The organism is Pseudomonas sp. MWU13-2862, from assembly GCF_023242495.1.
Lineage (GTDB): Bacteria > Pseudomonadota > Gammaproteobacteria > Pseudomonadales > Pseudomonadaceae > Aquipseudomonas > Aquipseudomonas gingeri_D.
Genome location: NZ_JALMEZ010000012.1, coordinates 218,186 through 240,460 on the forward strand (window position 1 = coordinate 218,186; position 22,275 = coordinate 240,460).

General features: G+C 58.4%; 28 protein-coding genes, 1 tRNA gene and 1 pseudogene. 25 read left to right on the forward strand and 5 right to left on the reverse strand.

Annotation, left to right across the window (positions count from 1 at the left end; genetic code table 11):
* Positions 1-111: 111 nt before the first annotated feature.
* The 19 genes from M5C56_RS21845 (at position 112) to M5C56_RS21935 (ending at position 14,277) form a co-directional block, all read left to right on the forward strand.
* A complete protein-coding gene (locus M5C56_RS21845) occupies positions 112-2,169 on the forward strand; it encodes a methyl-accepting chemotaxis protein (RefSeq protein WP_103496907.1) in 2,058 nt (685 codons plus the stop codon).
* A 115-nt stretch (positions 2,170-2,284) separates the two neighbouring features.
* Positions 2,285-2,361, forward strand: a tRNA-Met gene (locus M5C56_RS21850).
* A 168-nt stretch (positions 2,362-2,529) separates the two neighbouring features.
* Entirely contained in the window at positions 2,530-3,771 is a 1,242-nt protein-coding gene (locus M5C56_RS21855; RefSeq protein WP_103496908.1) for a tyrosine-type recombinase/integrase, read from the forward strand.
* Positions 3,772-3,951: 180 nt separating this feature from the next.
* Entirely contained in the window at positions 3,952-4,806 is an 855-nt protein-coding gene (locus M5C56_RS21860; RefSeq protein ID WP_247263307.1) for a DUF6387 family protein, read from the forward strand.
* A 102-nt stretch (positions 4,807-4,908) separates the two neighbouring features.
* On the forward strand, positions 4,909-5,178 hold the full coding sequence (locus M5C56_RS21865) for an AlpA family phage regulatory protein (RefSeq protein WP_247263306.1): 270 nt from the start codon (positions 4,909-4,911) through the stop codon (positions 5,176-5,178).
* A 1-nt stretch (position 5,179) separates the two neighbouring features.
* Positions 5,180-5,482, forward strand: coding sequence for a helix-turn-helix domain-containing protein (locus tag M5C56_RS21870; RefSeq protein WP_103496909.1), 303 nt, complete (start codon positions 5,180-5,182; stop codon positions 5,480-5,482).
* 317 nt (positions 5,483-5,799) lie between these two features.
* Entirely contained in the window at positions 5,800-6,126 is a 327-nt protein-coding gene (locus tag M5C56_RS21875; RefSeq protein ID WP_103496911.1) for a hypothetical protein, read from the forward strand.
* On the forward strand, positions 6,123-6,389 hold the full coding sequence (locus M5C56_RS21880) for a hypothetical protein (RefSeq protein WP_247263305.1): 267 nt from the start codon (positions 6,123-6,125) through the stop codon (positions 6,387-6,389). Before M5C56_RS21875 ends, M5C56_RS21880 begins: the two co-directional genes overlap by 4 nt.
* Positions 6,386-6,808, forward strand: coding sequence for a hypothetical protein (locus M5C56_RS21885; RefSeq protein WP_103496912.1), 423 nt, complete (start codon positions 6,386-6,388; stop codon positions 6,806-6,808). The genes M5C56_RS21880 and M5C56_RS21885 overlap by 4 nt, the downstream gene beginning before the upstream one ends.
* The gene (locus M5C56_RS21890; protein WP_103496913.1) at positions 6,805-7,023 is read left to right on the forward strand and encodes a hypothetical protein; all 219 of its coding nucleotides are present in this window, start codon (positions 6,805-6,807) and stop codon (positions 7,021-7,023) included. Before M5C56_RS21885 ends, M5C56_RS21890 begins: the two co-directional genes overlap by 4 nt.
* The gene (locus M5C56_RS21895) at positions 7,020-7,268 is read left to right on the forward strand and encodes a hypothetical protein (protein ID WP_103496914.1); all 249 of its coding nucleotides are present in this window, start codon (positions 7,020-7,022) and stop codon (positions 7,266-7,268) included. Before M5C56_RS21890 ends, M5C56_RS21895 begins: the two co-directional genes overlap by 4 nt.
* Entirely contained in the window at positions 7,265-7,579 is a 315-nt protein-coding gene (locus M5C56_RS21900; RefSeq protein WP_103496915.1) for a hypothetical protein, read from the forward strand. Before M5C56_RS21895 ends, M5C56_RS21900 begins: the two co-directional genes overlap by 4 nt.
* A gap of 48 nt (positions 7,580-7,627) precedes the next feature.
* The gene (locus M5C56_RS21905; RefSeq protein WP_103496916.1) at positions 7,628-7,915 is read left to right on the forward strand and encodes a hypothetical protein; all 288 of its coding nucleotides are present in this window, start codon (positions 7,628-7,630) and stop codon (positions 7,913-7,915) included.
* A complete protein-coding gene (locus M5C56_RS21910; RefSeq protein WP_103496917.1) occupies positions 7,908-8,132 on the forward strand; it encodes a hypothetical protein in 225 nt (74 codons plus the stop codon). The genes M5C56_RS21905 and M5C56_RS21910 overlap by 8 nt, the downstream gene beginning before the upstream one ends.
* A complete protein-coding gene (locus M5C56_RS21915; RefSeq protein WP_103496918.1) occupies positions 8,129-9,010 on the forward strand; it encodes a toprim domain-containing protein in 882 nt (293 codons plus the stop codon). Before M5C56_RS21910 ends, M5C56_RS21915 begins: the two co-directional genes overlap by 4 nt.
* Positions 8,997-10,799 carry a DUF927 domain-containing protein gene (locus M5C56_RS21920; protein ID WP_103496919.1) on the forward strand — a complete coding sequence of 601 codons (1,803 nt, stop codon included), beginning with the start codon at positions 8,997-8,999 and terminating at the stop codon, positions 10,797-10,799. Before M5C56_RS21915 ends, M5C56_RS21920 begins: the two co-directional genes overlap by 14 nt.
* 340 nt (positions 10,800-11,139) lie before the next feature.
* The gene (locus M5C56_RS21925) at positions 11,140-11,445 is read left to right on the forward strand and encodes a hypothetical protein (RefSeq protein ID WP_103496921.1); all 306 of its coding nucleotides are present in this window, start codon (positions 11,140-11,142) and stop codon (positions 11,443-11,445) included.
* The gene (locus M5C56_RS21930) at positions 11,442-12,047 is read left to right on the forward strand and encodes a hypothetical protein (protein WP_103496922.1); all 606 of its coding nucleotides are present in this window, start codon (positions 11,442-11,444) and stop codon (positions 12,045-12,047) included. The genes M5C56_RS21925 and M5C56_RS21930 overlap by 4 nt, the downstream gene beginning before the upstream one ends.
* 208 nt (positions 12,048-12,255) lie before the next feature.
* Positions 12,256-14,277, forward strand: coding sequence for a hypothetical protein (locus tag M5C56_RS21935; RefSeq protein WP_103496923.1), 2,022 nt, complete (start codon positions 12,256-12,258; stop codon positions 14,275-14,277).
* 69 nt (positions 14,278-14,346) lie between these two features.
* Here M5C56_RS21935 and M5C56_RS21940 read toward each other — a convergent pair whose 3' ends face one another.
* Entirely contained in the window at positions 14,347-14,733 is a 387-nt protein-coding gene (locus tag M5C56_RS21940) for a hypothetical protein (RefSeq protein WP_247263304.1), read from the reverse strand.
* Position 14,734: 1 nt separating this feature from the next.
* Positions 14,735-15,076 (reverse strand): hypothetical protein, encoded by a 342-nt coding sequence (locus tag M5C56_RS21945; protein ID WP_103496924.1) that lies wholly within the window; start codon positions 15,074-15,076, stop codon positions 14,735-14,737.
* Positions 15,077-15,099: 23 nt separating this feature from the next.
* Here M5C56_RS21945 and M5C56_RS21950 point away from each other — a divergent pair, with 23 nt between their 5' ends.
* From M5C56_RS21950 to M5C56_RS21965, 3 genes are all read left to right on the forward strand, one after another.
* Positions 15,100-15,387 (forward strand): HGGxSTG domain-containing protein, encoded by a 288-nt coding sequence (locus M5C56_RS21950; RefSeq protein ID WP_103496925.1) that lies wholly within the window; start codon positions 15,100-15,102, stop codon positions 15,385-15,387.
* A 683-nt stretch (positions 15,388-16,070) separates the two neighbouring features.
* Positions 16,071-16,289, forward strand: coding sequence for a hypothetical protein (locus tag M5C56_RS21955; RefSeq protein ID WP_103496926.1), 219 nt, complete (start codon positions 16,071-16,073; stop codon positions 16,287-16,289).
* 771 nt (positions 16,290-17,060) lie between these two features.
* Positions 17,061-17,453 carry a hypothetical protein gene (locus M5C56_RS21965; RefSeq protein WP_103496929.1) on the forward strand — a complete coding sequence of 131 codons (393 nt, stop codon included), beginning with the start codon at positions 17,061-17,063 and terminating at the stop codon, positions 17,451-17,453.
* Between the two features lie 988 nt (positions 17,454-18,441).
* On the opposite strand, the pseudogene M5C56_RS21970 reads toward M5C56_RS21965, so the two are convergent.
* A pseudogene (locus M5C56_RS21970) lies at positions 18,442-18,573 on the reverse strand (AraC family transcriptional regulator); the annotation flags it as partial.
* Positions 18,574-18,632: 59 nt separating this feature from the next.
* On the opposite strand from M5C56_RS21970, the gene M5C56_RS21975 reads away from it, so the two are divergent.
* On the forward strand, positions 18,633-19,478 hold the full coding sequence (locus M5C56_RS21975) for a LysR family transcriptional regulator (protein WP_247263303.1): 846 nt from the start codon (positions 18,633-18,635) through the stop codon (positions 19,476-19,478).
* 335 nt (positions 19,479-19,813) lie between these two features.
* On the opposite strand, the gene M5C56_RS21980 is transcribed toward M5C56_RS21975, so the two are convergent.
* Together M5C56_RS21980 and M5C56_RS21985 are read right to left on the reverse strand one after the other, a co-directional pair.
* Entirely contained in the window at positions 19,814-20,146 is a 333-nt protein-coding gene (locus M5C56_RS21980) for a hypothetical protein (RefSeq protein WP_103496930.1), read from the reverse strand.
* Entirely contained in the window at positions 20,139-20,468 is a 330-nt protein-coding gene (locus M5C56_RS21985; RefSeq protein ID WP_103496931.1) for a hypothetical protein, read from the reverse strand. The genes M5C56_RS21980 and M5C56_RS21985 overlap by 8 nt, the downstream gene beginning before the upstream one ends.
* 434 nt (positions 20,469-20,902) lie before the next feature.
* On the opposite strand from M5C56_RS21985, the gene M5C56_RS21990 reads away from it, so the two are divergent.
* Positions 20,903-21,244, forward strand: coding sequence for a hypothetical protein (locus M5C56_RS21990; RefSeq protein WP_103496932.1), 342 nt, complete (start codon positions 20,903-20,905; stop codon positions 21,242-21,244).
* 717 nt (positions 21,245-21,961) lie between these two features.
* The gene (locus tag M5C56_RS21995) at positions 21,962-22,273 is read left to right on the forward strand and encodes a hypothetical protein (RefSeq protein ID WP_103496934.1); all 312 of its coding nucleotides are present in this window, start codon (positions 21,962-21,964) and stop codon (positions 22,271-22,273) included.
* The last annotated feature ends 2 nt before the right edge of the window (positions 22,274-22,275 follow it).

Consider the following 22,275-nt stretch of genomic DNA (forward strand, 5'->3'; position numbering starts at 1 on the left):
CTACAACGGCTAACCTACACCGCCTCACAGCCGGACTTCCGAAGTATCTAATGACGGCACCCGTTACGATCGCACCAAAATCGTGCGCGGCGCCCTGAGGAGTAGTCGACCATGCACGCTTTTTTATCACCGGGGATTCGACTGCTGGGCCACTTCGGGTTCGCCCGCAAGTTTCAGGTACTGTTCCTGTTGTTCATCGTCCCACTGATGGGCAGCCTGTACCTGATCGGCCAGGATTATCGCAGCAAGCTGGCACTGATCACTGAAGAGCGCGCCGGCGTCCATCAACTGCTCTCCCTCGATTCACTGGACAACCTGCTGGAGGCCCAGCGTGATCGTGCCGCTCGTTGGCGCGCCACGGAAACCAACCGGCAGCCGACACCCGCCACCCTGGCGGCCATGGCAACACTGGACAAGGCCCAACCGGAGATCGACCAGGCCGTCGAGGCACTGGGCAAAACCCTGCAAAGCGAAGGTGCCGATGCCGACACCCTGAAGCGCTACCAGATCCTCCAAGCCGCCCTGAGCGGCCTCGACTCCGCCAGCCTGAGCAAGGTCGGCTGGTGGCCGGACGGCTACGATCGTTTCACCAGCGCCTTGAGTGCACTGCAAGCGCTGCGCGAACAAATCGCCATGGACAGTCGCCTGATCCTCGCCCCCTGGATGGAAACCTACCTGCTCACGCAAATCGCCACCCAGCATGCGCCGGACCTGATCGAACGGGTCGGCCGGCTGGCCAGTGTCGGCCAGGCCTCTGTGGTCTCGGGCCAGTTCAGCCTGCAAAGCCGCCTGCAATTGAAGGACCTGCGTAGTCGTATCGGCGATGCCCGGGACCAGTTGACCAAGACCGGCAACCTGCTGGAAAGCCGTCTGCCGGCGGAGCTGAAAAGCTGGGCCGAGCGTTACCATGCCAGCCTGACGCACCTGGACGAGGGCCTCAAGGTGCTCGACGACGGCATGTTCGGCGGCAGCATCACCCTCAAGCCCGATGGCTTCGAACAGGCCCTGGACAAAATGCTGGGTGAGCTCGCCAGCTTGCGTCAGGACAGCCTCACCTCCCTCGATAGTCGCCTGGACTATTACCACGGCGCGGCCATCCGCCAGTTCAGCCTGTTGGCGGCGATCTTCGGTTGCCTGCTGCTGGCGGCGCTGTACCTGTTCGTCTGCCTGCAAGCCTCGATCCGCCGTAGTGCCAGCGGTATCACCCTGCTGGCCGAATCCCTGCGCGACGGCAACCTCTGCTTGCAAGTGCCGGTGGAGGGGCGTGACGAACTCGCGGCCATCAGCACCGCGTTGAACGTCGCCGTGGTGCAACTGCGTACCAGCCTGCAGGGGGTCGACCATGAAACCCTGCAACTGAGCGCGGCCGTGCGCACCCTCAACACCCACTCCAGCGGTGCCCTCAGCGAGGTCGAGACGCAACAGGCGCAGATCAGCCAGATCGCCGCGGCGGCCACCCAACTGGCGGCCACCTCCCAGGGCGTGGCGCAGAGTTGCGAACAGGCTTCCGGCAGTGCCCAGAACACCCAGCGCATTGCCTCGGAAAGCAGCCGTGACAGCCAACGCACCACCGCCAGCATCCAACAGTTGAATCAACGCCTCAACGAAACGGCAGCCGCACTGGGCCGGGTCAGCGAGCAGGGCCAGCAGATCCAGCTGGTGGTCGACACCATTCGTGGGGTGGCCGAACAGACCAACCTGCTGGCCCTGAACGCCGCTATCGAAGCGGCGCGGGCCGGCGAGCAAGGACGGGGCTTTGCGGTGGTGGCGGATGAGGTGCGCAGCCTGTCGCAGCGCACGCAATCGTCCACCGCGCAGATCGCCAGCACCGTCGACAGCCTGCGCTCCACGGTCAGCCAGGCGGTGACCTTGATGGAAGCGGCCTGTATCCAGGCCGAGACCGACGCCCAATCGGTGACCGGACTGGGTCAGCGCCTGGTGGAAATCGCCGGCGCGGTGCAGACCGTCACCGACACCCTGGCGCAGATCGCCACGGCGGTGGACGAGCAGGCGAGCACGGCGGATGAGGTCAGCGGCAATATCCAGCAAATCGACCAGGCCGCCGTACGGCTGCTGGAAGGGGCTCGCGCCGTTAACCGCGCGGCGGACAGCCTGAGCGAAGGCAGCAAGGCCCTGAGCGACAATACCGGGCGTTTCCGCCTGAGTTGAGACGGCGTTGGCCCGCGGTTTTCACCGTCGGGCCTTAACCGGTTGATAGCGCAGAGAAAATTTTCAGATATTTGCTTGACACAATTGCGTTACCGGCGAATAATGCGCGCCACTTGGCTACATAGCTCAGTTGGTTAGAGCATAGCATTCATAATGCTGGGGTCCGGGGTTCAAGTCCCTGTGTAGCCACCAAGTACCTGTTTCGTGATGTCTCTGGATGTCTACGAAGCTAACAAGAAGCCCGCCTAGTGCGGGCTTTCTTGTTTCTGGCTGTTCCTCCTTGTATCCCCCTATACCTTCCCTCCGTGTATCCCGCTGTGTATCCTCGGCCAATAATTGAACCGAAGGGATACAAGCCAGATGAAGCGATCCGAGATAAAGCGCCGCCCCCTCTCCGACACCGCACTGGCCGGGCTAGAGCCTGACGCCAAGGAATACCGCGAGCTCGACGGGAACAGCCTTTATTTCCGCGTGAAGACCGATGGCCAAAAGTCCTGGCAGCTCCGCTACAAGAAGCCCGACGGGAAATGGTCTTGGTTGGGCCTGGGCGGCTATCCCGATGTGAGTGGATCGGTGGCCAGGCAGAAAGCTGCCGAGTTGCGCGCCGACGCCGCCGACGGGAAAAACCCGATCATCACAAAACAGGCCCGCAAGAAAGCGGATAGGGACACCGCCGGCGAGACATTCGAGCCATTGGCTCGGGAGTGGTACGCCTCACGCCTCACCAACTGGGACGCAGGCACCGCAAAGCGAATCATCGGCGCCCTGGAGCGTCACGTCTTCCCGGTGTTCGGTAAGCGCCCCTATGCGGAGATCACCCCGCTTGAATGGATGGAGTTTCTAAGGGGCATGGAACAGCAAGGCATCCTGGAGCAGATGAGTCGAGTTCGGGCTTACTGCAGAGACGCCTACGACCTGGCCCGGGTGACCGGCCGCGCAACACACAATCCACTCGACGGCCTGCAGAAGTATCTCCAGTCCGGCAAGGCCGAGAACTACGCCCACGTCTCACCTGACGAACTGCCGGGCCTGATTCGCGCCATAGCCGCTTACCCCCACGCCCACGACGTGCGCCTCGGCTTACGCCTGCTGAGCCTCTTCGCTGTGCGCCCCAGTGAGCTGCGCGAGGCGCGGTGGTCAGAGTTCGACCTTGCCAAGAAGATTTGGACGATTCCCGTCGAGCGTAAAGGCCGCAAGAAAGGGCTTGAACACCTGGTGCCACTTTCGTCTCAGGCGGTGGAGGCGCTGGAAGAGTTACGCCAGTACACCGGCAGCTACCCCCTTCTGTTCCCGGGCCGCAGCGACCACACCAAGCCGCGGAGCGACACCGTGTTTCTGATGGCTCTGCGCCGGATTGGATACGAAGGCCGGCAGACCGGTCACGGCTTCCGACATATCGCGTCGACGGTTCTGAATGAAAACGGCTTCGACGAGAACCATGTCGAAGCCCAGCTTTCGCACAAGAAGCCAGGCGTTGCTGGCGTCTACAACAAAGCCCAGTACCTGCCGCAGCGCACGGCAATGATGCAGTGGTATGCGAACTACCTGGATGGCTTGGCGGGTGGAGTGGTTGTGCAAGGCGACTTCGGCAAGAGGGCCTGACTGAGTGCTTCCCTCTCCCTCGCAGACAGATATAGACTGAAATCCATTACTGTTCGGATACCCAGTATCCGCATAGACAAAGGTTTTTGGCTGGCCTAGCTCGAAGGAGCGAAAAGCGGACTTCCCATCCGCCTGACCAGCCGATCTACTCAATGCGGGATCGCCTGGGAGGGCGTGAGGATGGCAAAGATTGATCGAGTAGAAGATTTACCTGATTGGTTTCATCTAGAAAAGTACCTCGGATGCGAGTTGTTTGGGGCCCCCGAGTGGCACCACCAAATTTCTCGTAGGCGGGCAATACTCGACGCGCATCCAGACCACACAAACCCTCCTAGGTTAGCCGAGCAAGGTTTATGGTTTGATTTATGGCGAGCCTTGTCCGGAGTTCCTGCGGCCGAAATTCGGGAGAACCCTGTCAACGCTGATGGCCAAAGTGATTACTCCAGATCGGGTATTCAGCCTGTGCGTAACGTCTACACCTTCGACTTAGCAATGCAGGCTTATCGAGATGAAATGGCAGAACGTGAAGGAATATGCGGCCCCGAAATTCCAAATCGGTGGGCTGCCATCGGTGACAAGAACTATCCATTGATGTCATCAGTCCTGGTCTCAAATCTCCCTATAGAGATAAATGTTCATGATCCGCGCGTTCCGACATCTGCGGTTGTGCAAGTTGATTTAGGTGCTCCTGACTCAGTTTTAAAAGAAGCGTTTGCTACATGGCTCAAGGAAACCAGATCTCAGAAGAAAACTGAGAACCTCAGACCCGGCAAACCCCTCTACGATCGATGGTCTCGCTACGGGATACTGCCCTATCTTGACCTTTGGATATGGTCGATTGAAACAAGCTCACACATACCTGATCGTGTCATGTCAGCCGCAATCAGTAGCTACGATGCTGGAGAAGCAAACCTGAGAAAAACAATTGCCCCACTAGCAGAGAGTCTCATGCGCGATCTTTCAGGTCTCAGGGCATTGGCCGCAGTGGAGGCCTCGCTCCGAACACCAGCAAACCAGGAAACTTCTGAGGACTAAAACCTTCCGGAAACTTTCGACCATCGGAACTTGGATCGAAAGCAGCCGCCCACATCCATAACCTGTATCTCGTCATCTACAGCAATCACGGGATACAGAATCATGCATATCGCCCAAGCTCACATGCAGCCAGCCGCTGCGACCATCAACCAGTTCGACCCCGCCAATACGCTGATCCGTATGCCGGATCTTGAAGCCATCACCGGCCTCGCCCGTCCCACCGTATACAAGCGGCTCAAGGACGACCCGACGTTCCCCCGCCCTGTGCCGCTGAGCAACAGCAAATCACGCGGCTCGCCAGTAGGGTTCGTCTTGGCAGAGGTCCAGGCATGGGTGCGCCAGCGCATCGCTCTGCGTGGGGAGGCGGCATAACATGAGCCCAAAAAAAATGGCCGACCAACAGGCCAGCCACGAAATTTCTCACCTCGATAATACCAGCGGAACAGCCCAGCGCGCTCGTCTTTTGGCGCGCCTGCAAGCCGGCCCGGTTGATACCTTCACCGCCATCCGGGAGCTGAACATTGTCCGCCCGGGTGCTCGCATCAACGAGCTGCGCGGCCTGGGCCACAAGATCCTGACGCACCGCCTCACTCTAACGGATGACCAGGGCCGCACACACAGCGGCATGGCTCTGTATTACCTCAGCACCAACCCGCCAGCAGGGGTGTCCGCGTGAAGGCCGCCCTCATGATCGCCGATGAGCGGTCGATAACTTTTCTTGCCAGCGGTCGTAGTCGTCGGTATGGTTTCCGGGTCGCTGCAAAATCAGCGACCGGGCTTGGCGGCCTGAACTGTACAAGGCGCAACAGCGCCCCCATTACGATTGCAGGCGCTTTTTTTGTGCCCGCACTCTCGTGTTATGGCGAGTTGCGCAGGAGCACCCTCGGGTGCGCCGGTCTCCTTGTACGCCGGTCCGCCAATCCTGTGCAACCCGCCACCCCAATCTGCTTGGCGGCAGATCGTGGCGGTTCCTCAGTACAAGGAGCCTCACTCATGAAACACGCCCTCAATCCGTCTAGTGCAGACACCCAGGCCCGCATCCAGCTGTCATCCCTGGATGTAAGAACCACGCCGGCTTCGCATCGAGCTTGTCCGACTCAAACCTCTGAAAAATCAAAACAGCCTTTTCAGACCGCTCAGCCCCCTGTCCGAATGAACCTGCTTGCTGGGGCCTTTAAGCTTTTCATGCGAGCTAAAGCCCACCGGGCAATGGCGTTGGCCGCGCTCCATGCTGACCACAGTCTGGCAGTGCGGCTGTATCGCTATAACCACCACATGCACATCGCTCGCAGCCTAAAAACTGAAGGAGATGCCGTATGAGCGCCAAGACCACACAGAGCCGCCTCCCCCTGACCATGATCGCCAAAGAGGCTCTGGATTTCGTCCGCTACGGGAAAGATCAAGCACGCTGGCTGGCCGCACTGATGAAATCCATCCAGCTTTATCTTGAACACAGCAACGGGACGGGCGTAAAGGATCTAGCCGACCTTGGGCGGTACCTGGGCGAAGACTGCGCGAACTACCTGGACTGCCACGCGGAGGAGCTGGGCAGCCAGCTTGATGCAGCGGAGGGCACCGTATGAAGACGCCAGCCAAAGCCCACACCTTTTTCATCATCCAAGTCGCTGATGGTCGCGGCGTTTTCGGCTTTCAAATTTGCCTCACAGACAGCGACCTCGCACGGGAGCTGTTCGAGACTTTTGGTCGTGACCTGCTTGGTCGGGTGACGACACTCCACAGCCTGGAACGCCCGCCGGAAACAGTACGCGACGTGACGGTGTTTGAATCTATGACGCAGCGCATGAAACATCTGATGAAACGCTGCCTTGCCGAACCTTCACCGGGTCGCGCCTTCCTTGTCGCCTACGTGGAGTGCTGGCGCCAGCAGATGCCGTTGAGTGTCATCGCCTCGTTCCTCGAGCACGCGAAGTACGAACCAGATCACGATGAATTCACCTACATCCCGATCCATCAACCCGCTATTGGGAGGGCGTACCCATGAGCCTCGTTATCGCAGCGCCCACCGATAGCAGCCCCGACGACCTGCGCGACGTGCAAGACATCCTTGTGCTGCTGAGCCTGGCACTTGCTGTTATCGCATCGCCTTGCACACCGATCATCGTCGCCCGAGTTACAGCGGTAGTAGCCCAACACACAGCCATGGCCTGGGCCGATCTGATGGAAGGGATGATCGACACTGTAGGGGGTGCGCAATGAACAATCTCGACGCTATCGCCGGTATCGCGAAAGCCACCCAGGAAGATCTCTCCGCAACCAATCAGCAGGTTCGCTGGTTGGGCTACGTGATGCGGGCCATAACCTTGGCTGTGGACCACGGGGAGTACGGAGTTGTGGCTGGACTGTCTGAGGTGGGCACTCACCTCAGTGATGAGTGGGCCGTCTACCTAGAGGGTCAAATCGGAATGTTCGAGCGCTGCCTTGATGAGGAGAAATCCAAATGAGCACCCTCAACGACATGCTGATCACCACCGAGAAATTCAGTTCACTGCCTGACGAAAAGCTCCGCGACATAGTATTGGCCGGGGAATGCGTTGGCATGATCCTGAGCCATGGAATCGCCGCAATTGGCAATATCCTGGCCGTTGCAGCATCGAATGAAGACGTAGGCCTCAGCAACAAGATCGTGATTGATATCGGATGGCTGATCGAGACCCTGGGCCAAATGAGCGGCCGTGTTCGCGACATTGAGCAGTCGGCGGACTGGCACCTCGGCGAGAGGGCAAAAGCGCAACCCCGCGGGCGCAAGCCGTAAGCACGCACCTTACCGTTGTAACCAGCTCAAAAAGCTGAGGACCTAACCATGAAGATTCAAAACAGCGCACCAGCGTTGACGGGATCGGCTTGCCCGAAGAAAGCCACAGAGCTTTGGTATGTCACCCACCCGAAGGTGGCCAAGGCGTTGCTAGGGCCGTTCTTGAGCCAGGCCGACGCAGAGTGCGGCCGCATCGTGATGCGCAGCACCGAGGCCGTAGTAACGGCCTGCCTGGTCGACTCAATCGACGACATCACCCATTGGCACGGCATGAACAACGGCCAGGTCTGTCGGGCCTTTGCTGACGCTGATCGCCGGGAGGCGAATCATGAGTAACGTGATTCCGTTCGACCCACCCAGCATCATCGCGCGTGATGATGAGCCACCGCATATCGACCCGTACAGCTTTACCTTGCTGATCGGCGTCTTTAACGACATGACAGCATTCCGTGACGGTGAGCCAGACCGCGAGCGCGCCGCACTGATGCGCAAGGCGACCACCAAGCTCAACGCCGTGCTGGCGCGGTTTGAGCCGCCGAAGGGGGTCGCATGACTGACGCCACGCTCCTATTCCGTGACGCGCTCCAGTCGGTCTATGGGCAGCTTGACTGGCTGCCCGTGCCAGATGGTGCCATTCACCGGTTCCGCGTCCCGGACGACAAGCCCGGCTCGCTCAATGGTTGGTATGTCCTGCATCTGGACGGTATCGCCTCCGGTGCGTTCGGCAGTTGGAAAGCCGGCGGCACCAGCACTTGGTGTAGTCGTGAGCCAATGGACGCCCGCGAAGCCGCGCAGATCCGCGAGCGAGTCGATCAGGCCCGGCGCCAGCGCGAGGCCGAGCAACACCAGCGCCAGCAGCAAGCCGCCGAGAAGGCCAACCGCTGGTGGCGGAATGCGCGCCGGGCCGCTCCGGATCACCCGTACCTGGTCGCCAAAGTCGTGCGCCCCCACGGACTGCGCCAGCGTGGTGCCGACCTACTGATCCCGCTGTACCTAGATGGGCGCTTGGTCAACCTGCAAAGAATCGCCCCGGACGGTGCCAAGCGCTTCTTGCCCGGTGGACGTGTGAAGGGCACCTATTCGCCGCTGGGCATCATTGAGCCGGGTTCTCGGCTCTGCATCTGTGAGGGCTGGGCGACGGCCGCCAGTCTCCATCAGCACGGCGGTTACGTCGTGGCCGCAGCCATGAACGCGGGCAACTTGACCCCGGTGGCGATGGGCCTTCGCGCCCGTTATCCAGACCAGGCGATCGTTATCGCCGGCGACGACGACCGACTCACCGACGGCAACCCCGGGCGCAAAGCAGCAAACGCCGCGGCGGTGGCCGTGGGTGGCCAAGTGGCTTTTCCTGAGTGGCCAGAGGGCGCCCCCGATGACCTCACCGACTTCAACGATCTCGCCAACTGGAAGCTCGCCAATGTCCAAGCCTGACACCAATGTGATCAACCTTCGACCAGATGTCGCGGCCATTGCGCCTGATCGTCCCTGCTGGGCGGTGTATGAGCATTGGGTGACCAATGAAAAGGGCCGCAAGCTGCGCCCGGGCGTTTACTGGCACAGCTTCAAGCGTACCGCCGCTGACCAGGATGACGCCGAGGGCGATACCGGCGACCGGCCTATCACCGATGAATGGATCTCCAGCCCCGTCACGGTCGTGGCCCGCACCACCAACAGCGACGACGGTAGCGAGGGCCGCTTGCTGCGCCTGGTGACCGAGGGCGGCATCAAGGAATGGATCATCGCTATGGAGGTGTTCGGCGGCAGCGGCGAGGACGCTAGGCGCGCTCTGTTCGGCATGGGCGTCATCATCGCCCTCAAGAAGCGCGGCACCTTCATGGAGTACCTGCTCGATCAGCATCCTGTCGAAGTGTTCGCCACCACCTGCCGGCCGGGCTGGCATGAGTCGGGGGCGTTCGTGCTGCCCGGGCGGACGATTGGCAGTGACAAAGTTCGGTACCAGGCCAGCAACAAGGCCCAGGTGCTGTTCAGCCGCCGCGGCGAACTGGTGCTGTGGCAGTCGGAGGTCGCCGCCAAGTGCGCTGGTAACCCAGTACTCACACTGGCAATTGGCTGCTCACTGGCCGGCCCACTGCTGAGCCTGGTCGGCGTGCTGGGCGGTGGTGTTCACCTGGTGGGCGACAGCTCGAGCGGCAAGTCGCTAGCGCAGTTGATCGGCTCGTCGGTGTGGGGTGACCCGGGCGTATTCGCCGCCAGTTGGGACATGACCAAGGGCGGCCTGGAGATCGAGGCGTCGAGTCGTAACGACACCATCCTGCCACTGGACGAGATCAAGCGCGCCGACCCCAAGCGCGTACAGGAAATGGCCTACTCTCTCGCCAACGGCCAGGGCAAAGGCACCATGACCCGCGAGCGTGAAGCCCGGGGCAAACTGAGCTGGCGCCTGCTGACGCTCTCCAGCGGCGAGCGCTCCCTCTCAGAGCACGCGGCCATATCCGGCAATGCCGCGCACGCTGGCGCCGAGCTGCGCATGGTCGACGTGAACGCCGGTACCCGCACGCATAGGGCCTTTGACGAGCTGCATGGCCTTGAGGGCGCAGACTTTCACCGGCAGCTCACCGTGGCCGTTGGCGCCCACCATGGCCACCTCGGGCCAGCGTTCGTGGAAAAGCTGCTGGCCAGTGATGATCGCCCCGGCCTGCTGGAAGACTTCGCCGGTATCCGCGCCCAGTTCATTGAGGATAACGCCCAGGCCGGCCGGGTGGCCGATCGCTTCGCCGTGATCGCGCTGGCGGGAGAGATGGCCATTGCCTACGGCCTGCTGCCGTGGGTACCAGGCAGCGCCCTGGCTGACTGCAGGCTGCTCTATTGCGAGTGGCTGGCCCGGGTCGGCAGTGGCAACGCCGAAGACCGCCAGATCCTGGCCGGCATCCTCGACTTTATCGATCGCCACGGCAGCAGTCGGTTCTCCGATATTGATGAACAGACACCCGACGCCAAGGTATTCAACCGGGCAGGCTATTGGGAGCTGGACGGTACCCGCCGCCTGCACCTATTCAACAAGCCAGCACTGGTTGAGGCCGCCAACGGGTACGGTCTGAGTCGGGTCATCAAGGCCCTGGACCTTGCGGGCGCCATCGCCAAGCGCGACACCGACCGGAGCAGCCGCAAGTCCAAGAAGTACCGTCTGCCTGGTGGCGGCACCGCTCGCCTGTATGTGGTCGACGCCGAATTGATGGACCGGGAAGGGGGTGAGCAATGAGCAATCACCCGTCGCTCCCCCTGCCCTGCCCAAATACACAGGAACCTAGTTTTGTGGGGAACGCGGGGAACAGCGGGAACAGCCAGAATTTCCGGGGCTTCCAGGCGTTCCCCCTTATGGAAGTGTTGGGGAACAGGGGGAACACACACCGGTTTTTCAATATAAGAGCGCGCACTTTCCATGCGATCCAGTTATTTCCGTTCCCCCCAAAAAACAAAGGGGAACAGGTACCCCGTCTGGAGGCCCCGTATTCCGTAGCTGTTACCACTGTTCCCCCGTTCCCCAGGTTTTTGAAATCACAGGAACATTGGATTACGAGCAATCCTGACAAGGTGGCGCAATGAGCCTCCTTTCCGGTCTCCTCGATCACATGCCGCCGACCGCCGCTGGCACGGACAAGCCGACCATGGTGAATCGCCATCCGGACCGTGCACGCCTGATGCTGGTCGAGCGCCCTGCCCCGGTCGCCACCAGCCCCCACGCCAACGCCGCTACGGCCACACCCGAGTGGCGGCAGGCCCGCGACCAATATCTCAGCCACATTATGGTTTGCCGCTCCTGCTACGCCCCCACCGGCCGGCACTGCACGGCCGGCGCTGACCTGCGCACCAAGTACGACAGCACCCCTATGGAGAGCCGCCCATGAGCAGCAGCCTTGTCATCGCCCTGGTGGACATCGCCAAAAAGCCTGGCACCAGCATGAGTACCAGCCTGATCACCACTCGGCGAATCTGCCGCATCTTCGGGGAGCGGGTTGATTCGATCCGTGTCGAGCGCCGGGCCATGCGCCGCAAGGCCAGAAAACTGAGCCAGTACCTGCCATTCACCGCCAACGCCATCGCCGAGATTGAGCAGACAGCCGCCGACCACCGCGGAGCGGAGTGGGAAGACCTGCGCACGGTGCTCGCCGCGTTCGGTCGCTCGCTGGTGCTGGACACCGAGGGGCTAGCCAGTGGGCTTGGATTTGATCGGCTATGCGATCTGCTGGCGATCAACAGCGTGGAGCGAGAGACGGCGCGCAAGGACGGTTTGGCCAGCTTGGCCGACCTGGTGTTCGCCTACGCGCTCGAGGAAAGCGCCACCCGCAGAGGCCAGGAATGCAACGACGCGCCACTGTTCAACGCCTGCCAGCTCGCATTCAAGAATTTCATCAGGGAATGCCCTGAGCATCTGCTGCCCGATCCGTTCGCTCCTGGCGCGCCATTCGGGCCCAGGCTCCCGCCCACCTTGAGCATCGTCGGCAAATAGCGATTAACACCCGCGCCACGATTTGAGAATCACGAAAACGTGGCGCGGCACAGAGCAACACCACCGGGCATCTGCCCACCACATGAGAGGTAAGACACATTGGATAAGACGCGCTCCACGAACGCGAATGGCTTCCAGCTATTTCGCCACGGGTTGTTCGGGGCATCACGCCGCCCCGTCACGCTCACATCAAAAAAGGTAACTAACCATGGGACTTGAAACATATTCCGTCGCGGTCCGGTTGTCGTTGATCAACCATGTCAGCGCAGGCCTGATGACGATCAGCAAAAGCCTGCATGGCACCGGCATGGACGTAGACCTGCTGAACTCCAAGCTTGCGGCCATCGGCAAGCAGGCCGCCCTTGGTGGTGCAATGTTCGGCGGCGGCCTGGCTATCGCCAGCCTGTTCAAAGGCCCGCTCAATGAGGCAATCAAGTACCAGAAGGAGACGGCCAAGCTCCAGCAGATGGGGCTTGGGCAATCTCAGATCGCTGATGCCATGAAGTTTTCCGAGGCCAACAAAATCATCGGCACATCGCTGATGGATCGAACCAAGATGTTCACCGACGCCCAGGGCGCATTCCGGGAGTCTGGCAAGAGCGGCCTCGATGCGCTGAACGCGGCGAAAATCATATCCCCCGTACTTGCGCAGTACCAAGTGGCGAGCGGAATGCTCGCTGAAGGCAAGCAGGGAATGGCTCACGCGCAGTTTATGCAGATGAGCAAAACAATGGAGCTGATGGGTGGGCTCAACGATGTAAACAAGGCAACCCAGATCGCCGATGGCATTTTCAAGACCGTTCAATCGAGCGGCAAGATGGTTAGCGAGCGTGACCTGCGACTGTTCATGTCGCACGGTGGCGTCGCGGTAGCCGGCCTTACCAAAAAAACGATCTTCGCTGGTTTGGAACCAATCATTGGTGAACTGGGCGGTTCTACTGTTGCCACGGGCCTGATGACCGGCTACAGCCGCACCCACGGCATGATGGCGCTCACGCCCAGCATCATGGCCAACGAAGCGCTCAGGCTGGGAGTATGGGAAAAGAGCAAGGTGACGAGAACAAAGGGCGGCGGCGCCCGGTTCCTGCATGGCAGCCCCATGAATGCCGGACTTGCGCACCTGCAGGACACCGACACGCTCAAATTTGCTCAGGAGATGATGAGCATCTATGCAAAAAACCACATCACGTCGCTGAGCGACATGGGTCGAGAGAACAACATCCTGTTCGGTCGAACTGGTGGCAGCATCTACACCCGAATCATGCAGCAAATGCCGGTTCTGCTTCATTCGGAAGAGGCTTATGACAAGGCCCAGGGCATCAGCCAGACCATCGCGGCAAACAAAGACTCACCGATGATGAAGACCCTGGAACTGTCGAAAGCGATGGACGATCTGAGCCTGTCTATCGGCCAGAACGTGATGCCGGTGTTTCTCCCCATGCTCACCAAGCTGACGGAGCTATCTCAAGAGCTTGGGAGGCATCCGGCGCTGATCAGGGGCTTCACATACTCACTTGTGGGCCTATCGGCCGTCCTGCTCACCGGCGGCCTGGTCAACATGATAGCGGCCTCGTCGAAAGGCTTTGGCCTGCTATTCACCGTATTGAGCGGAGGGGGCGGGATCACGGGAGCGGTACTTACCGGGGTGTCGATCATCGGCAAAGTGCTGATGTTCGGGCTGCGCGCAATCCCGGTGATTGGGTGGGTGATGTTGGCCGTCACTGCGGGGATTTATCTGTATCGCAACTGGGACACCATCTGGGCCAAAACGAAAGAGATCTGGGCCAAGTTCAGCCCCTACCTCATCGGCGCATTCAATTGGATAAGCGATACGGCATCCAGTATATGGACCGGAATCAAAACTGGCTTCAGGCTGTTCGTCGGCTTCTTCTTGGATCAGTGGCAGTTCTTGTTCAATGCCCTCATCAAAGGCGTCAACACTCTTCTGCCGGCGAGTATGGCGTTCAAACAGCTATCGTTTGCCGATAAGTGGAATAGCCCCGACATCCAGGGGGGCGACACCCGCCTCATCGCGCCGGTGCCGCCGAGACAGTCCTTGATTGCTCAACTGACCCAGCCGATTCATTTGGATGGCCGGAAAATCGCGGAGGTAGTTACCAACATCCAGGCCAAAGAGGCCTCCAAGCCGCAAACCGGCACCCAGGGCTTCGACCCTTCACGCAGCATGCTGATGCCGGGCACCCCGAGCGCGGCCTATCCAAGAGGATAAAAGTATAGGCTTTCCGGCTGCCGGGCCCTATGCCTTGGCAGCCGGAGCCCTGTCGGGGGTCTTTGCTGGTTAAGGGAATTCCGGCCCATGGCATTTGCCCTTAGAAAGCCATAGAGCCGTTCTTGTTGTTGGCGTGTATTTGCCCTTTCTGTACGAAAATCCAGCCGAGCCGATTGCGGCACATTCTTCCGAGTCGGTTTCAAAGCTGTAATCAATGTCGCCGGCCTTGGTGTCCGGGTCTCCTTCAGCATCTGCTTTAGAAAACCTCATCACAGCTACAGACTTTATTTTGACTCCGCTGAGCCTTGCCCGATCAGTAAGGGTTCCGACGATTGTCGGTATTCTGTCTGTGATTTTTTCAATATCTCTTGGGCTTTCGTAATACTCGCTTTCAACAGCCTGTGAAAAGCAGGAGTACACAACCAGAAACGCAATGACGCTTAGCTTTTTGCTCATATCACTCACCAAAAATCACAGCGTAAATAACGCATAGAACGGCAATCAGCGCAGGCACTGCAAACACCATGATTACGCTGCAGATGATGAACAGCAGCAGGCCATTCTGAAAGCCAAGCTTTGCGGGCTTAGGAGGCGCCGCTGACCGCCTGGGGCGTGTCGAGCCTGAAGCTCCGGCAAGCGTGACCTCTTCGACCTCTTCGTTTCGCCACTGGTAAATCCGGCCACGCCTTGCCATACGATCCACCTCGAAAGCATCAGCCATCAGTACGTCACCCAGCGTAGTCGCCACCAGGAATAACCACAGCGGTAACCACCAAAAGTAACCACCCTGACCAGTCAAAGCGCTACACCTTGGAGCCAGGTATGACCGATCATCAAGACCATCTGCGCAAGCTGTGGCGGCAGTATTGTAAAAAAAGCGCCACCGGGAGCGCTGCATGGGCTGAACATGACTACCAGTATCCACCACCGAAGAGCACGCCGCTTCCCGACGAGTTGCGCCGCCTGACCTGCGGCGCCAAGACCCGAGCCGGAACGCCCTGCAAGCGCCGCGATTTGTACATCTCTGGCCGTTGCCGCCTACACGGTGGGCTTTCTACCGGGCCGAAAGGAACAAGCCGAAGCACAGAGCCAGAACATGGCGAAGCGTAACCCCATGAGAGCCTGGTAAAAGTTGACATTGAATTGGTTTCTGCCATGTGAGCGGAAGCGGTGACCACCACCGCGGCCACAAAATCATCAAAACCCTCAGCTGTGGAAATACCGCATGAATGACCCGAGTCAAGCAACGGCCGGCGTATTTTCGCGCAGTGTTTCGCGCACGCCTATCGCGCACCTGGCCCGTGCGCGAATCCTTCCCCCGCCAATGTTTCACGCACCAGTTCACGCAGCATATTCACGCACTGGGGCCGTGTAACAGCCGGTGTAACAGCAGAGCGCGTTGCTGCAGATCGGGGCCGCGCGATGCCCCCTCGCGAGCATGTATACATTCCTGCTCCAGCAAAGGCCCGGCGCTTGGTTGCGCAGTAATTGCGCACAGCAAGTACGCACGGCTGGTACGCATTCTGGGTGCATACCCCCAGCAGGTTCGCACTTCTGGTTCGCAACCGCCAAGGCGCGAACCAGACCGCGCGCTGGTTATCAAAAGTTATGGTTTCCAGGCGCTGGTTTCCACTGTGGTTTCCACGGTATTGCAGTGCTTTTCACTGGTCGAATGCCGGTTTGTGAAATAACCCCATGAATGAGGCCAGTCAACCCCGATTCGCCCCCCCCTATGAATGCCTCCGATTGAGCAACGCTGCTACGCTTTCGTTTTCTCGAATGGAGTCGAGGCTATGCCTCCCGCTGAGTACTCTCTACCTGATGTCCTTGAACGCATGTATCAAAACCAACTCGCCTTGGAGGCCGCCTTACTGGAGCGGACCTTGTTAGTCGAAAGCCAGGGACATACCCAGGCCGGAGACAATATTCCGGGTGCCTTGGACGTGATCGGCGAAAACGCCGGACATATCAATCAGGGGCTGGCTCGACTGAAGGCACAAGGTGCGACGTGAGCCAACGTCAGAATCAGGATCGCTTATGGACGATGACTGTGAAGTGGTGTTTGTTGCCGGCCTGGGAAGGATGCTTGGCCGAACTGAGGCGTCGGTCAGAGAGGGAATTCGCCGCGGCGTGGATTGGCTACCCAAGAGTTTCAAAATGGGCAACAGGCATTGTTGGCTGAAGGCGGACGTCCGGGAGTTCCTGCGTGCTTACCGTGATGGCGAGAACAAGGCTCAGAAAGCGGGCAGAAAGCGACAGGCTCCACCGACGTTTATAACGGCTCTAGAGTTGAGGCGCGGGAGCTGATCAAGGTGTCGGCCAGCTTCCGGTGGGGCACGCGGAAAAGTTGAAGGCCGGTGTCCTCATCAGGGCGAAGGCCGAGTAATCTGGCGGAACGCAAATTTGTAAGTACAGGACGCATAGCCCTGATCGGAAAAATTCTCGCTGTTGGCCCGTTTTTTGATGGGGTACCGTTGGTCTAGATTTCCGTGCGCGCCACGAAATGCTGTAAACAAAATCGTGGCGCGGGCGATCATAAGCTATACATTTCTCAATCCCTGCCGTTAATCGCGGCTTGAGATCGATTTAACACCAGAGCAAGCCCTAGAGGGCAAGACCATGAAGCGCGAGTACCACCCCCACAAACCCGACACCTCCGAAGAAGAGGTCAATTTCGACCTCGTAAGGATGAGGAAGGCGGTAGAGGAAGGGCAGAGATTCGTAATGCCTGAAGGGATGACGCGCGAGAAATTTCGTGACTGGATGCGCGAGAACAATAATAAATGCCAAACCAGGTAGAGGTCGGAGCACATTTCTCAACGCTATTCGAAACCTTGTCTGACGAGGAAAAGACCCTAATCGAGGACTTTGTTTTTCATTTCGAAGCACAGGGCCTCAAAACGTTTATCGGTAAAAAAGGCCCCTCCGATAACGTCCCCATCACCGATCCTAGCCGCGCAGTGAAAATTGCATACGCGAAAAAGCATCAACTTTGGCATGTTCACATCGGCTACCCAAAGTGGAACGCCTCCAGAAATCCGGCAGGCGCCTACCAAACATCAAATTACGTCGTGCACTTCCAAAGATTCAACGAAAACCACATCGCCCTTATAGATTATGGATCTCACAATCCAATGGGGCTGCCTCAGAAGAGCTACCTCTTCCGCCAGCGATAGTTGATCTGCCATAGAAAAGCCAAGCCAGTGCCGGCTTTTCGTTCCTGCTCCAGTCTCGATGTCGCTTGCAGGCAAGCAGCATTCGATTACGACACGCTCTGGCTTTTCGCTAACGACCGCCCAGCATCTGCCCTACACTCGGACCAGTTGAAGGAACGGCGCCCTCTGGGAATAGCCCGGCCCCGCGCCGGGCTTTTTCGTTCTGCCCTACCTGGACGATAGCGGTATTCGAGGAGCAAGCACTCGACCAGTTCACCAAGGGCTTACGCGGGCCATCTCACAGGGTGAGGAACCTCGGCGAATCATCAGTGAAATGCTCATGTAGCCGCTTACTCGAACTACCGGAGTCGCAGTCATTTTCCATCACCCACCCTACCGAAATGGGAGCCCAGGCATTCTCGGCGGTGGCCAGCAATGATGCCTTCCAGACAGGGTAAGAACACCTCCCACCCGACCGCTTAAACAATGGGTAAGAACACCCCTCCCCTGATCACCGATGCCGGTTGCGAAAACACCCCCATGAATGACCACTGCCCCGATCCGGGGTGGCGCTGGCAGGAGGTGATGGCAAGAACGCCTCAGTGTGGTGAAAATGCCACGCGGGGCCAGTGACTCCTCAAGAGTGGGGAGCCAGGCAGCCTGGCCACTTTTGGACTGAGCCGAGGGTGGCGGTGATTCACACACTTGCGCCTTCCGGCCAAAACAGGTTTACCGTTCGTCGGGAGCAAACCCTGCTCTTTCCGGCCTTGTTCGCCGGGACGGAGCCAGGCCAAAAGCACCTCAGCAGACAGCACCGTGTATCCCATGGTGTATCCCTTAAAAACAAAAACTCATAAATTATAAGCAAATACAGCGGCTTACCTACCGAGTTCAAATGTCTGTGTACCACCAAGTACTAAAAACGGCTTACCGAAAGGTAGGCCGTTTTTTTATGCCTGGAGAAAAGTGCCAGGCCGGGCAAGCCGCTCCCGATCTCAAAAAGGCAGGTCTCGGCGGCCTGAAAAAGCCGTGCGTCCCAGGAAAGCCCGCCCGGGATAAATGGCAGGGATTTACCGCCCAAGACCGACTGGATAAGCGCCGACTCGAGGTAAATCATACGGTAGCGAAAGCCGGCTTCGGTACAGGTGTCACTGGCCATGGTAACTTCATTACCTTCGAGACAGGACCTCCAGCTCAACCATGAAAATGCCCGACATCGACGCTATCCAGGCGTTTGTCCTGGTCGCGGAGCTCAAGAGCTTCACCCGCGCCGCTGATGTTATAGGCGGCACCCAGGCAGCTATCAGCCTGAAGATAAAGCGGCTGGAAGAAACCCTGGGGCGCAAGCTGCTGGAACGCACGCCGCGGCGGGTAACGCTATCTGCCCATGGGCAGACTTTCTTGGCCAGCGCACGGCATTTGCTGGATAACTACCAGCAAGCGCTGAACTGCTTCGGCAAGCAGAAACGCACCCTGCGGGTCGGCGTCAGCCATCACATTGTCGGGGCCGATCTCACCCTATGGCTGCGACGTATGGCGAACACCGACCCGGAGGTTATCGTCGCCTTCAGCCTGGGCACTTCCCGGGACATGCTGGAGAACTACGAGCAGGGCAAGCTGGATGTGGCCTTGATCCTGAGGCACGACAACCGACGCCAGGACGGTGAGGTGATTGGCGCGGCACGATTTAGCTGGATGGCTGCACGCGACTTCGAACTGCCGCCCGGAGCACCTTTACCCCTGGCTATACAACCGGCGCCCTGTGGCATGCGGAGCATGGTGATGGCGGTGCTACAAACACAGAATCGCCCTTGGGAAGAGGTCTTTGTCGGCAGCGGGATTCTGGCCATCGGCGCAGCCGTCGCCGCCGGCATCGGAATAGGCGCGATGGTCGGGCGCATGGCTCCAAACGGCTGCGTCGACGCGGCACAGCGGATCGACCTGCCGCCCCTGCCCTCTCGCGAAATCGTGCTCTACACCGCGCAGCGCGACGCCCAGGCGCAAGCGCTGATCAGTACTTTGAGCGCAGACATTTCAAATGGTTGAGCTAGAAGAATAAGCGTCCAGTCAAGGCCATCATCATCGTCAGGCTCAGCAAACCCAGGCTGACGAGGACGAATGCCACGAGATGTACAAGTACGATCATGAGCGACCGCATTCGATACTGTTCCATATTGGCTTCCTTGGTGGGCTCCAGAAGCAGCAGTATGGGGAGGGGGATAGTGCGTGAAACAGACGTCGCGGGCTATTTCAGTGATAACCAAGTACTAAAAACGACTTACCGAAATGTAGGCCGTTTTTTATGCCTGGAGAAAAGTGATGAGCAAGGAAGGCAAAAACAAAAGGCCCGGAACGGGGCCTGGCTTGGCAAGGTTCAGGATTTATGGGTGAATGAATTTTGCTGCTGTGAAGGCAAGCCCCGCGAGAACAGCTGAGATTTGTACGAAGCGCCAAGTCGAGTCACTGACGACTTTTTGAACGTCAGTAGAGATTGAGCCGCGCAGAGCCTCCACATCCGACTTGGTTGCCATGTTTTTCTCAACGTTGTCGAGTTTTGTCTCGACGCGAGCAAGCCGTTCCCTGATCTCAGGGATTGCTTTCTCCAGTGCGGCTACGCGCGCTTCCATGGGGTGATCTCCAGGCGGTTCCTCACCACCAGTATTGCTCGAACCCTCTTTCTTGTCATCCCAGCGACCAGAAACGACATCACCCATTTTCTTTCTCCATGGCAGACAAGCCCTCCACAACTTTTTTAACGCTGGTGTAAGCCATGTAGCCGCAGCTTGGGCACTCCATCGAGAATGTTGGATGCGCCACTCGCTCAGAAAACAAATCCTCTGGTGACATCCCATCCATCCTGGTGATCATCATGCAGGACTCAACGCCCATTCCCAGGGACTTGTCGATATAGAAATTCCACTCTCCATCGTGGGGGCATACCGGACAAGAGCTTGAGCGGCCAACCTTTACCAGAAAGCTTATGAATTGGTTCAACGTGATCCGCCATTCCTTTGGTATAGAGTCGTTGTCTTCCAACCTTCACTCCTCAGTAAATCGCCTGATTTTTGACCACTTCACCGCAATGACTGGACGGATAGCCCTCATCCAACCAAGCGCTCTTACTCTATCCCCCGGCGCTTTTCCTCGACCAGCAAGACACATCTCTTTTCATCGTCTGAAATTTCCTAGAAACTTCCGACCTGTTGCGCCTGCCGATTTCGCTGGCTAGCCTTGAGTCGTCACTGCCAAATGCAGTGATCGGGTTTAGCAGCTCGGATTCGATTGGCGCACAGCGCCCCCTTTAGTCAGGCGCTTTTTATTGCCTGCCTTTTATGGTGGCTGTGCGCAGGGCACCTTCGGGTGCGCCGGGTTCTCCAATCGACCGGTCTGCTAACCTGCGTACAGCTGCCACCCCAAAATCGTTTAGCAGCGATGGTGTCGGCTCCAACCGATTTGATTGGAGATTCATCATGTTCAAGGTAACGCCCAATCCACCCGCCTCACTCGGCATGGAAACCATCGACCCACAAGCTGTCGACCGCGCCCTGGCTCACTACATACAGTCAGAAGGCCACGTACCAAGGCCTCGCAGCTCGATAGCACCGCACAAACACCCAGCCACCTCCCAAAGCCGCGAAGACGCTCTGGTCAACGCCAGCTCGATCCTCGACTCCGCTGCCGCCACCGCCTATGAAAATGCCGACAACCTCACAGGTGCCAACCGCAAGGTGGCGATGGGTATCGTGCATCTGATCGAGCTGGCACAGCGGCAGGTAGACTCTGTGATTGAAGAAATAGCCGTGCCGGGCTGACAGAGCAGTGTGATGGGGGCACCAGGCTAAATGCCCTCTCCTTTTTGCCATCCAAAAACCCTTGCTATTAGCCCCACAAAAAGCCCCGGGCGCCCGTAATGCTCTGGGGCTTTGACCTTGTCCCTGAAAAACGTATTCCTTGCCAGCCAGCGCCCAACGTCGCCGCAAGGATATGGCATGGCTAAGCCCAAGGCAGATCGCGCAAAGCATGCGCTAGCGGCCTATTTGTCTAATTGATTTATCTATTTAAATGAGTTGGCCGCCTGTTTCCTGATTATTTAGATTATCGAATTCCCCGCACAGAAAACCAGCACCGACACCGCGCTGACACGGATCGTGGCGGTGTTCGGCGTGGTGAAGCGTTACTGTGTTTATCTGTTCACGAAGCGCCTGTCTAGCGAGGTAACCGTCCTATCTGTGTAGATTGAAGGAACCGAATAAAGAATTTGGTACAGATTTCAAAAAAAACCACCATACAGATGACCATCTGATTAGTTGTACGGTGAAAAAAACAACGGTCTGGATCTTAGTTTTTCGGTAAAAACGGTAAAAAATATCACGTCATGGATATTGACCATTCTCTAACAAAACACCAACAAGCCAATAAATAATGGCGAATTTATCACTGTCTATAAGCACTCAAATACTTTAAATAAATCAAGTTATGAGCCCGCTAGCGTCGCTTTCAACCACCGTTCTTTTGAAAACGCCCACTCAATGGATGAGCTCGCCGTGAACAAAACAGCTGAATTCAACAACCGCCAGGATAATAAAGCCTCACAACTGAAAGCACGAAATGCGTCGAGAATGGCTGAAATAAGCCGTCCACATTTCGACGGCACTTATGAAAAAAGCCTGATGGGCGTGTCTTGCAGAGTTTTCGAGAACCGACGCATCGAGATTGCCACCCGCGCAAGGGAGGTGATCGATTACACCCGATACGGCTACCTCAGCCTGGACAGTCATCCCAAAGTGCTCGCAATAGCGCTCGCCAACTTTGCCTCGGTCCTTCAGACATACAGGTGCTGAGC

Bases quoted from the DNA above. Each gene is read 5' to 3' on its own strand.
- M5C56_RS21845 (WP_103496907.1), top strand. From the start codon at position 112: ATGCACGCTTTTTTATCACCGGGGATTCGACTGCTGGGCCACTTCGGG.
- M5C56_RS21855 (WP_103496908.1), top strand. From the start codon at position 2,530: ATGAAGCGATCCGAGATAAAGCGCCGCCCCCTCTCCGACACCGCACTG.
- M5C56_RS21860 (WP_247263307.1), top strand. From the start codon at position 3,952: ATGGCAAAGATTGATCGAGTAGAAGATTTACCTGATTGGTTTCATCTA.
- M5C56_RS21865 (WP_247263306.1), top strand. From the start codon at position 4,909: ATGCATATCGCCCAAGCTCACATGCAGCCAGCCGCTGCGACCATCAAC.
- M5C56_RS21870 (WP_103496909.1), top strand. From the start codon at position 5,180: ATGAGCCCAAAAAAAATGGCCGACCAACAGGCCAGCCACGAAATTTCT.
- M5C56_RS21875 (WP_103496911.1), top strand. From the start codon at position 5,800: ATGAAACACGCCCTCAATCCGTCTAGTGCAGACACCCAGGCCCGCATC.
- M5C56_RS21880 (WP_247263305.1), top strand. From the start codon at position 6,123: ATGAGCGCCAAGACCACACAGAGCCGCCTCCCCCTGACCATGATCGCC.
- M5C56_RS21885 (WP_103496912.1), top strand. From the start codon at position 6,386: ATGAAGACGCCAGCCAAAGCCCACACCTTTTTCATCATCCAAGTCGCT.
- M5C56_RS21890 (WP_103496913.1), top strand. From the start codon at position 6,805: ATGAGCCTCGTTATCGCAGCGCCCACCGATAGCAGCCCCGACGACCTG.
- M5C56_RS21895 (WP_103496914.1), top strand. From the start codon at position 7,020: ATGAACAATCTCGACGCTATCGCCGGTATCGCGAAAGCCACCCAGGAA.
- M5C56_RS21900 (WP_103496915.1), top strand. From the start codon at position 7,265: ATGAGCACCCTCAACGACATGCTGATCACCACCGAGAAATTCAGTTCA.
- M5C56_RS21905 (WP_103496916.1), top strand. From the start codon at position 7,628: ATGAAGATTCAAAACAGCGCACCAGCGTTGACGGGATCGGCTTGCCCG.
- M5C56_RS21910 (WP_103496917.1), top strand. From the start codon at position 7,908: ATGAGTAACGTGATTCCGTTCGACCCACCCAGCATCATCGCGCGTGAT.
- M5C56_RS21915 (WP_103496918.1), top strand. From the start codon at position 8,129: ATGACTGACGCCACGCTCCTATTCCGTGACGCGCTCCAGTCGGTCTAT.
- M5C56_RS21920 (WP_103496919.1), top strand. From the start codon at position 8,997: ATGTCCAAGCCTGACACCAATGTGATCAACCTTCGACCAGATGTCGCG.
- M5C56_RS21925 (WP_103496921.1), top strand. From the start codon at position 11,140: ATGAGCCTCCTTTCCGGTCTCCTCGATCACATGCCGCCGACCGCCGCT.
- M5C56_RS21930 (WP_103496922.1), top strand. From the start codon at position 11,442: ATGAGCAGCAGCCTTGTCATCGCCCTGGTGGACATCGCCAAAAAGCCT.
- M5C56_RS21935 (WP_103496923.1), top strand. From the start codon at position 12,256: ATGGGACTTGAAACATATTCCGTCGCGGTCCGGTTGTCGTTGATCAAC.
- M5C56_RS21940 (WP_247263304.1), bottom strand. From the start codon at position 14,733: ATGAGCAAAAAGCTAAGCGTCATTGCGTTTCTGGTTGTGTACTCCTGC.
- M5C56_RS21950 (WP_103496925.1), top strand. From the start codon at position 15,100: ATGACCGATCATCAAGACCATCTGCGCAAGCTGTGGCGGCAGTATTGT.
- M5C56_RS21955 (WP_103496926.1), top strand. From the start codon at position 16,071: ATGCCTCCCGCTGAGTACTCTCTACCTGATGTCCTTGAACGCATGTAT.
- M5C56_RS21965 (WP_103496929.1), top strand. From the start codon at position 17,061: ATGCCAAACCAGGTAGAGGTCGGAGCACATTTCTCAACGCTATTCGAA.
- M5C56_RS21975 (WP_247263303.1), top strand. From the start codon at position 18,633: ATGAAAATGCCCGACATCGACGCTATCCAGGCGTTTGTCCTGGTCGCG.
- M5C56_RS21980 (WP_103496930.1), bottom strand. From the start codon at position 20,146: ATGGGTGATGTCGTTTCTGGTCGCTGGGATGACAAGAAAGAGGGTTCG.
- M5C56_RS21990 (WP_103496932.1), top strand. From the start codon at position 20,903: ATGTTCAAGGTAACGCCCAATCCACCCGCCTCACTCGGCATGGAAACC.
- M5C56_RS21995 (WP_103496934.1), top strand. From the start codon at position 21,962: ATGGATGAGCTCGCCGTGAACAAAACAGCTGAATTCAACAACCGCCAG.